5 protein-coding genes and 1 pseudogene are annotated in these 9,390 nt (G+C 71.6%); 2 read left to right on the top strand and 4 right to left on the bottom strand.

What is annotated here, in order from left to right; translation table 11 throughout:
* The 3 genes and pseudogenes from G6R25_RS05830 to G6R25_RS05820 all read right to left on the bottom strand — a co-directional run.
* Nucleotides 1-1,065, bottom strand: a pseudogene (locus G6R25_RS05830) (hypothetical protein); the annotation flags it as partial.
* Between the two features lie 74 nt (nucleotides 1,066-1,139).
* Nucleotides 1,140-3,023 (bottom strand): DUF4012 domain-containing protein, encoded by a 1,884-nt coding sequence (locus G6R25_RS05825; protein WP_235947550.1) that lies wholly within the window; start codon nucleotides 3,021-3,023, stop codon nucleotides 1,140-1,142.
* Nucleotides 3,024-3,280: 257 nt separating this feature from the next.
* Nucleotides 3,281-5,134 (bottom strand): polysaccharide biosynthesis tyrosine autokinase, encoded by a 1,854-nt coding sequence (locus G6R25_RS05820; protein ID WP_163552161.1) that lies wholly within the window; start codon nucleotides 5,132-5,134, stop codon nucleotides 3,281-3,283.
* Between the two features lie 117 nt (nucleotides 5,135-5,251).
* Between G6R25_RS05820 and G6R25_RS05815 the strand changes: the two genes are divergently transcribed.
* Entirely contained in the window at nucleotides 5,252-7,276 is a 2,025-nt protein-coding gene (locus G6R25_RS05815; RefSeq protein WP_163552160.1) for a nucleoside-diphosphate sugar epimerase/dehydratase, read from the top strand.
* Nucleotides 7,277-7,434: 158 nt separating this feature from the next.
* Here the strand turns inward: G6R25_RS05815 and G6R25_RS05810 are convergent, their stop codons facing one another.
* A complete protein-coding gene (locus tag G6R25_RS05810; protein WP_163552159.1) occupies nucleotides 7,435-8,430 on the bottom strand; it encodes an NAD-dependent epimerase/dehydratase family protein in 996 nt (331 codons plus the stop codon).
* 155 nt (nucleotides 8,431-8,585) lie between these two features.
* Between G6R25_RS05810 and G6R25_RS05805 the strand changes: the two genes are divergently transcribed.
* A complete protein-coding gene (locus G6R25_RS05805) occupies nucleotides 8,586-9,314 on the top strand; it encodes a NeuD/PglB/VioB family sugar acetyltransferase (RefSeq protein ID WP_163552158.1) in 729 nt (242 codons plus the stop codon).
* The last annotated feature ends 76 nt before the right edge of the window (nucleotides 9,315-9,390 follow it).

Here is a 9,390-nt window from a genome sequence, read left to right as displayed (position 1 = left end):
GCCGTCCTTGCCGTCCTTGCCGTCCTTGCCGTCCTTGCCGTTCCAGCCGTCACGGCCGTCCTTGCCGTCACCGCCGTTCAGCTCATCGGCCTGAGGCAGCTTGCCGTTGTTCAAAACGTTGTTCAAGCCGTTGTTCAGACCGTCGCCGAAGCCGTCCTTGATGTTCTTACCGCCGTCGAAGCCATCCTTGCCGCCGACGCCGTCCTTGCCGTCACCGCCGTCCTTACTGCCGACGCCGTCCTTGCCACCGACGCAGCCGTCGCGGTCGTCGCGACGCTTGCCGTCGTGGTCGAACACCCAGTCGCCGATCCAGTTACCGATCCAGCTCGGGTTGAACGGCAGGCCCTCGATGCCGTCCTCACCGAACCCGATTACCAGCACGGAGGCGCTGACGACGCGGGTCTGCAACGCCTGCTTCGCAGGCGTGAGCGGAGCCGCCAGCCCGATGTTGATCGGGGGCAGGATCGGCTTGTCCTTGCCCGGCTCATAGCCGAGTGGGACGCCTGGTCTCCCCGGCCCGGCAACCAGACCCGGGTCAGCCGAAATGCTCTGATTGTCGAGCGACTCCGGGCCGCCGGGCACAGCCGGCGGGACCGGACCGCCCGGTGTGACGGCCGGCGCGACGGCCTGCGGTGGCGTGGCCGGCAGTGGAGCGATGATGCCTTCGCCGACCGCGGTGATGGTGTGCTGGCCGGTTTTGGGGAGGTTGACCGGCACGCTGAACCCACCCGTGCCGCCCGTTGACTGTGCGCGGTAGAGGTACTCCCCGTCGAGCGAGATCTCGACCTCGGTGCCCGGGAGGAATCCGCAACCACTGAACGTCACGGTCTCACCGACAGTGACGACGGAATCGTCGACGGTACCCGCCCCGATCGGACCGGCACACGCGACGCCCACCGGCGGATAGACGCCGCCCGGGTCACCCGGGTCGTCGGGACCGAAAATGGGCTTGTCGAACGCCGCGGCTGGAGAAGCCGGCAGGGCGGCGAGCGCCATGCCGCCGCTTGCCACCAGCGCGACTCCGAGGGATCGGAACTTCATACAGGCACTCTCCCTGCGGATCATCAGGTCAAGCAGTTGGATGATTGACTACACGGAGAGTATCGATGATTACTCTCAGTGTCTACAACCTTCCGTAGTCAGTTTTTGACTCTGCATGACCAAAGAGAAGTGACCGGCACCCCCTCGACGTCGAGGCGCTCGGGAACCGGCAACGGCTGGGGACGGACCGCGAGCGCGGGGCCCGCCTGTGGCTCCAGCACCTTGAGTTCCAGCGTCCTGGTCTGGCCGCGATCAACGGTCAGGTAAGTGGAGACGACGGGCAGGCCGTCCTCGACACCGCTGGTCAGCCCGACCGGCTGACCGTCGAGATGTGCGCCGGCGAACAGGCTGTCCCGACCCGTGTACACCGACAGCCAGAGGTTGTTCTGGGCCTGCGGGTTGCCGCCCGAACCCCGGATATCCTCGCGATTGCGGACGTACTCCGGCAGGCCTTCGGGTGCCACGTTGGTCAGTTGGACGGCGATCGTCACCGCGCCGGCTCCGTTCGGCAGCCGCTGCACGCGATAGCTGGTCCGGCGGCGAAGCCAGTAGTCGAGCTTGCTCGCCGTGGCGTTCTGCGTGACGACGGCGAGAAACGGGCCGGATTGCGCTGACAGCGCGCCACCCAGCGTGGTCGCCGAAAGAACGTCCTGCTCATCGGCATGGTTGCTTGACAGGCTGAGTCGCCCCTCACCGGCGGCCCTGGACATGGCAGAAAGCAGCTTCATCGTGTCTGCGCTACCCGATTCCACCGCCGCATAGACGGCCTGACCCACCTGGGCGAAGAAACGGTCTCGGGCAGCCACCGTCGGGATGCGGGCATACACCTTGGACTCGACGAGGTCGACCAGGTTTGCCGCGGTGACGACCTGGCCGTCGGGTAGCACCGCGGGCCGGCTGGCCGCCAACAGATAGGACAGCATGGTCGGGTCGACGCTGATGGTGCCGTCCGCGTCGATGCCGGTCCCGGCCTGGTAGAGGTGCGAGTAGAGCTTGCCGACCGTGGGGTAGTCGGGCGTCAGGTTGGCGTTGGCCCACACCCGGTCCGGCCAGAACGAGCCGTAACGCGCCGCGAACGGGCCCGGCAGCGCGGTGGTCGGGGTCTTCTGGGTGGGGCCGCCGGGCAGCGAGCCGTTGCCGGAGATGCCTTCGAGGGACAGGTGCCCCCGATCCGCGGTCAGCAGGCCGAAGCCACCGATGATCCCGCCGGTCGCCCGCGACTCGGCGGGGTTCTGGACGACCAGCAGATAGCGCCGCCGCTCAGAGGCGCCGAGCATGTCCGGCCCAATCCGGGCCGCCAGCGCCACGCTGTCCAACGCCCCGGACAGGGTCCGCCCGCGATCGATCACCTCCGCACGGGCGTCGTCGACGCCGCTGACCCGGCCCGGCCAGCCGCAGGTCTCGGTGCCCTCGGCGGCCACCGACAACGCCGACAGCGCCGCCGCGGCCCGCTGGGCCGGGACACGGGCCGCCGCCAACGCGGAGACGTTGATCGTCATCTGATGGCGCAGCCGGTCCGGACTGAGATCGCCGCCGAGATCCGCGACGGCCGGCAACCCGGCGTCGGACATCGTGTCGACGGCCCGCACGAGCTCCGCCGCCGAACGCAGCGGGCAGCCGGCCCACGGCAGCCGCCCGAACGCCGACCACACCGGGTCGCCGGTGAGCGACCGGGCGGCCCGGGCCCGCTCGGCGATCCCCGCCACCTGCGCCCGCAACTCCCCCTCAGCCGGGATGTCTCCGGCCAGAACCTGCCGCTGCAACGTCGCGATGCGCGTGCGGGCCTCGTCGAGCTGCGAGCGGGCCATCAGGCCGCGGACGGCCACCCAGCCGGCGAGGCCCACGATCACGGCGAACGCGACAGCAAGGCCCCCGACCAGCCAGCGGGCCCATCGGCCGCGTCGGCGGGACGACCCCGTTCCGCCCGCGGGCTGCCCGCCGCCCGCGCCGGCCACGGCCCGCTCGCCGGCCGCATCCGCCACACCCCTCGCCTCGGACGCGCCGATCGCCTCAGGCGCGCCAACCTCACCGGGGGCAGCGATGACAGTCCCGGGCGCAAGAGCCGCCGAACCCCGGTCCGCCGACCCGCCCGCCGAGGACGCCGAGCGCACCCCAGCCCGGCGCGGCGCGGCGTCCGGGGCGGATTCCACGCCGAGCTGGCGCGGAATGGCCTGCCCTGCGTCCGGGCGCCCGCCCGCACTGCTGTTCCCGGATCCTTTCGCCCCCGAATTCCCAGCCGTCACCGGTTGGACGGCGGTCGGGCGGAGTCGCGCCCGACCGCCGCCGCGGTGGAGCCGGTACCACCCGGGCTGTCCGTACCACCCGGACTGCCGGTGCCGGCCGAGCCGTCGGGCCGGGCGTCGGGCGTCGGGCGATCCGCGGACGGCTTCCTCCCCGACCTGCCGGCCTCTCCCGGCTGAGTCTCACCCCGACGGGTACGGGCCCGTCCCGGGGCAGCGGAGCCGGCCAGGTCGCCCACCTCGCCGGATTCCGCCGACGCGGGCGGGTCCGCGTCGATCGGTTCCCGCGCGGCCGGCACGGAGACGGCCTCACGCCCACGGTCCCCGCCCGCGGGCCGGGTGCCGCCAGAACGTCCCGACGCGGCGGCCGACGATGTGCCCGCCGACACGGGCGCCCCGATCGGTCGGGCGGGCCCGACGCCGACGTCCGGCGCGGGGATGCCGGCTGCCCGGACCGTCGCCGCGCGGGCGTGTCGGCCCCGCGGCGCGTAGTTGCTGTACTGGCCGAAGTAGTAGGCGTCCGGCCCCTTCGTCGGGACCATGTTCAGCACCGTGCCGACCATCCGGGCGTCGACCGCGCGCAACGCCTCGGCGGCACGGCGAAGCTGCTCGCGGCTGGTCCGGCCGACTCGGGCCACCAGCAGGACCCCCTCGGCCCGGGTCGCGAGCACCGCGGCGTCGGTCACCGGCAGCAGGGGCGGGGCGTCGATCAGCACGATGTCGAACCGAGCCTGCAGCAGCTCGATGAGGTCGGCCATGCCCTTGGAACCCAGCAGTTCGCTGGGGTTCGGGGGGACCGGCCCGGAGGCGAGCACCTCGACCCGGCCCTCTCCCACCCGGCCTTCGCCCCATGGCTGCAGCACGTCGTCGAGGTCGGCGGCGCCGATGAGGACGGAGGTCAGACCGGCCGCGGACTCGACGCCGAGGTATTCACCGAACGACGGCCGGCGCAGGTCGCCGTCGATCAGGCAGACCCGGGCACCGCCCTGGGCCAGGCTGATCGCCAGGTTGCAGATCGTGGTGGTCTTGCCCTCGCCCGGCACAGAGCTGCTGACGAGGATCGACCGGGGGCCGGCGTCGACGTCGACGAACTGCAGGTTGGTGCGCAGCTGGCGGAAGGCCTCCGCGCGGGCGGAGTGCGGCCGGGCGTTGATGATGAGCGGCCGGCGGACCGCGTCGGCATCGTAGGCGATCATGGCAAGGTTGGGCAGATCCGTCGATTCCCGGGCGTCCTCCTCCCCGGAGATGCTGGTGTCCAGGCGGAAGCGGACAAGCGCCGCCGCGATGCCGGCGATCAGCCCGAGCAGCACGCCGAGAGCCAGGTTGCGGGTCGGTTGCGGCGAGATCGGCGTGACCGGCAACTTGGCGCGTTCCCAGACACTCACCCGCACGGACGGCGGTTCGTCGTCCGTGGGCGCCTCGATCTGCGCGACGGCGAGGGAGAACGACTCGCCGACCGCGTCGGCGATCGACTGGGCCCTTCTCGGCACCCGGTCACGGACGGTGGCCCGCAACAGCACGGTGTCCGGGACCGCCTGCGCGGAGATCTGCCCCCGCAGCATCTCCGGGGTCGTCTTCAGGTGGAGCCGGTCGATGACCGAGGCCGCCACCCGCTCGCTGGCCACGAGGTTCGCGTACGACTTCACCCGCTGCTGTGAGAGCAGGCTGCCCTGGTAAGCCGATGCGGCGCCCTCGGCGTTGTCGGGCGAGGAGACGACCATGGTCACGGAGGCGGCGTACTCCTTCGTCGTCCGCCAGGTCGTGGTGGCGGCAAGCAGGCCGCCGAGCACCATGCAGGCCACCATGAGCATCCAGCTGCGGCGAAGGACGCGGACATAGTCACGCAGTTCCACTCGTCGACCACCCTCCCGGGATGTATATGACGACCACTGACCGTCATCGAGGACTACCTCAACATACTCGATGGGTAGCGATTCTTTTACTCTCCGTCATGCTTACTCTATGGCATCATGTGGAGACGTAGAGTAGACGGAACGGTCGGCGACCGACGGACAGCTCACCTCGCGCGGCGCGTCTCGCGGCTCAACCTCCGCCAGCGAGTCGAGCTACAGATCGCCCTCGACAGCGCGGCGGTGATCATCGGTCTCACCGCCGCCCAGCTCGGAAGGTTTGACTTCGCCCGCGATGTCCTGGCCGACCTCGACTTCTGGGTGATTTGCGCCCTGGCGGTCTGCCTGCTCCACTTCCTGGGCACGGCGCTACACCTCTATCTGGGGCGCTACCGGTTCGGTGGCTTCGAGGAGGTCCTCGGGCTGCTCGTAGCGGTGCTGCTGACGATCATCGGTGTGCTCGTCGTCATCGTCGCGTTCGGTTCGCCGCGCCCGATGCCGCTGAGCGTGCCGCCGCTCGGCGGCGCAGTGACCCTGGTCGTGATGTTCGGCGTGCGCTACCTGTGGCGGCTGCTGGAGGAACAACTGCGCCGGCCGAACAGGGACAGCGCCGAGCCGGTGCTGATCTTCGGCGCCGGCCACGGAGCCGAAGGAGTCCTCTCGGCGATGCTGCGCACCCAGGACAGCCCCTATTACCCCGTCGCACTGCTCGACGACGACCCGAACCTGCACAACCTGCGGCTTTTCGGGGTGCGGGTACTCGGCGGACGGGAGGCGATCGGCAGGGTCGCGGCAACCACCGGCGCCAGGACCCTGCTGGTGGCCATCCCGAGCGCGGAGGCCGGACTACTCCGGGAGATCAGCAGAATCGCCGAGAGCGCGGGCCTCAGGGTAAAAGTCCTACCCAAGGTCGGCGATCTGATCGAAGGGCGGGTCGGCGTCGGCGACATCCGCGACCTGGATCTCGCCGACCTACTGGGCCGCCGCCAGGTCCGCACCGACGTCGCCGCCGCCGCGAGTTACCTGGTGGGCCGCCGGGTCCTGGTGACCGGCGCGGGCGGGTCGATCGGCTCGGAGCTGTGCCGGCAGATCGCCGGCTACGGCCCGGAAGAACTGATCATGATGGATCGGGACGAGTCCGCGCTGCGGGCGGTGCAGCTGTCGATCTCGGGCCGCGCGATGCTCGACGACGACACGATCGTGCTCGGCGACATCCGCGACCTCGACCTCGTCACCACCCTGTTCATGGAGCGTCGCCCGCAGGTCGTGTTCCACGCCGCGGCCCTCAAACACCTCCCGTTGCTCGAACGCTTCCCCGGTGAGTCGGTGAAGACCAACGTCTGGGGCACCCTGGCGATCCTGCAGACGGCCGTGGCCTGCGGCGTCGAGCGGCTGGTGAACATCTCGACGGACAAGGCCGCCAACCCGGTCAGCGCGCTGGGCTACTCCAAGCGGATCACCGAACGGCTCACCGCTCAGCTGGCCCGCGAGACCACCGGGACGCTGGTCAGCGTGCGGTTCGGCAACGTGCTGGGCAGCAACGGCTCCGTGCTCACCGTCTTCGCCGGCCAGCTCGCCGTGGGCGGGCCGATCACGGTGACCCATCCCGACGTGACCCGGTACTTCATGACCATCCCCGAGGCCGTGCAGCTTGTGCTGCAGGCCGGCGCCCTCGGCTCCGCCGGCGAGGCCCTCGTCCTCGACATGGGCGAACCGGTGCGGATCGCGGATGTCGCCGCGCGGCTCGCGGCCCGCGAGAACCGGCCGATCGAGATCATCTACACCGGGCTGGGCCGCGGGGAGAAGCTGCACGAGGAGCTGTTCGGCGCCGGCGAGACCGACCAGCGCCCGCGCCATCCCCTGATCTCTCACGTCGCCGTGCCCCCGCTGGACCCGACCCGGGTACTCGCCCTCGACCCCTGGGCCGCGCCGGCGGAGATCATGGCCGAGCTCGCCACTCTGGCCGGCGAGGACGCCCTCGTCCCGACCACCCTGGCCCCCGACGTCACAGCCGCCCGCGCCGCCGTGCCCTGGACCGGGGCTGGGGCTGGGGCTGCTGGGGCCGGCCAGCGATCGGCGGCCGGACTGATTCCCCGTCAGCCGACGGCGGATCGCGCCGACGCCGCCCGGCCGGCCACGCCATGACCCTGGCGGATTCGGCGGGGGATTCGGTCACGAGGTCGGTCGCGAGATCGGTCGCGAGATCGGTCGCGAGATCGGTCGCGAGATCGGTCGCGAGATCGGACCCCAGCCGGGTCTCGGTGGAGGCGCCGCGATAACCGTAGCGGCCAACGCGGCGGCGGTCATCGCCGCTCGGATGCCGCCGTTCCGGGCACCGCTGCGGGCACCGCTGCGGGGCTGACGCCCGGTGCGGTGCCGGTCCGGTCGGCGTACCAGGCGACCGTCGCCGCCAGCGCGGCGGGGAGGTCCAGGCCGGCCGCGTCGGGGAAAAGCGCCCGCATCGTCGCCGTGTCCGCCTGGGAGTCGCGGATGTCGCCGGTGCGGGGCGCGCCGTGCTGCACGCTCAACCTGCGTCCGACGATCCGCTCCAGCTCGCTGATGACGGCGAGCAGGTCCGTGCGGGTACCGAAGGCGATGTTGACCGGCCGTGGGTGGCTCACCCGGCGCATCGCCGCGTCGCACAGCAGGCCGGCGACGCCCGCCACGTAGGTGAAGTCCCGGGTCTGGCGACCGTCGCCGTGCACCGTCAGCGGCCTTCCCGCGAGCGCGGCGTCGATGAAGGTGGGGACGACGGCGGCGTAGGCGTGCCCCACCGACTGGTATGGGCCGAACACGTTGAACAGCCTGGCGGCGAGCACCGGTAGGCCGAATCCCGACTGATAGGCCAGCGCGTAGCTCTCCGCGGCGAGCTTCGAGGCCGCGTACGGGCTACGCGGCAGCGTGGGGGTGTCCTCCGCGCGGGGCAGCGGGCCCGTCCCGCCGTAGACGGACGAGGAGGACGCGACGACGACGTGCGTCTCGGCGCGCTGGGCAACGCCGAGCACCGTCAGGGTGCCCGTCGCGTTGACCGTGTGGGTGGCCATAGGGTCGAGCAGCGAACGCTCCACCGACGGCCGGGCGGCCAGGTGCACGATGCTGCCCGCCCCCGTGCACGCCTCCTCGACCAGGGAGCAGTCGGTAACGCTGCCGATCACCAATCTCACGGGCAGCCCCGCGAGGTTCGACACCGCCCCGGCGCTGAGATCGTCGATCACTACCACCTCGGCCCCGGCGGCGAGCAGCGCTCTGGTCAGGTGGGCACCGATGAAGCCAGCACCGCCTGTCACGACTACCTTCACCGATTCATCACCCTTCGAGTCCAGAAGGATGCTCATAGTAGTAGAGCCGACTCGATCCGCCGACCATTCCGCGCGGAACGCAGCCGAGAGTCTCGCCAGATCGTCACTGTGAGTGTCAGGTTGAACTCGTAGAGACGTGGGCTTACGGTCACCGCGTGCCCGACCACCCGCGCTCGCTGGTCATCGTCGGCGCCGGCGGTCACGGTCGGGAGTTGCTCGACGTGGTCGAGGCGGTCAACACGGTCGACAGCCAGCTCCGCTACGCCTTCCTCGGCTTCCTCGACGACGGATCGGCGGACCCCGACCCGGTCGCCCGCCGCGGAGCGCCCCTGCTCGGCGGGCTGGACCTGCTCGGCCGTCTCGACGCCGACTACCTGATCGGCATCAGTGACGCCGCGGGCCGCCTGCGCGTCGACCGGTACGCCAGCGTCCACGGCCGGCGCCCGGCGACTCTCGTCCACCCGCGCGCCAACCTCGGCGGCGACGTCCGCCTCGGGCCCGGCACCGTGATCTGCGCGTTGGCCAGCATCACGACGAACGTCCGCACCGGCCGGCACGTAGTGGTCAACGTCGGCGCCAGTGTGGCCCACGACTGCCGCATCGGCGACTACGTGACGATCGCGCCGGGCGCGCGGATCTCCGGCGGGGTGGCGGTCGGCGCCCAGGCGTGGATCGGCGCCCAGGCGAACATCGTCGCCCGCCGCAGCGTCGGCGACGGCGCGGTCGTCGGTGCCGGCGCCGTCGTCACCGACGACATCCGCGCCGCCCAGGTCGTCGCGGGCGTACCGGCCCGGCCGATCGACGCCGCCCCTGACCGGCCCCGGCTGCCCGGCGACCGCGCCGGTCTCCCGCCCGGCCAGCGCGACGCCCCGACACCGCGCTGAGAGCGCGCCACCGCCCAGTGCATCGGGGGCCGGGGGCCACGGCCTGACCACACCCGTCCTCGGCCTGCTCCGCACT

The organism is Candidatus Frankia alpina (genome assembly GCF_902806485.1).
GTDB classification, from domain to species: Bacteria; Actinomycetota; Actinomycetes; order Frankiales; family Frankiaceae; genus Frankia; species Frankia alpina.
The sequence above is the reverse complement of the archived record's forward strand: the minus strand, read 5'-3'. Positions and strand labels throughout refer to the sequence as shown.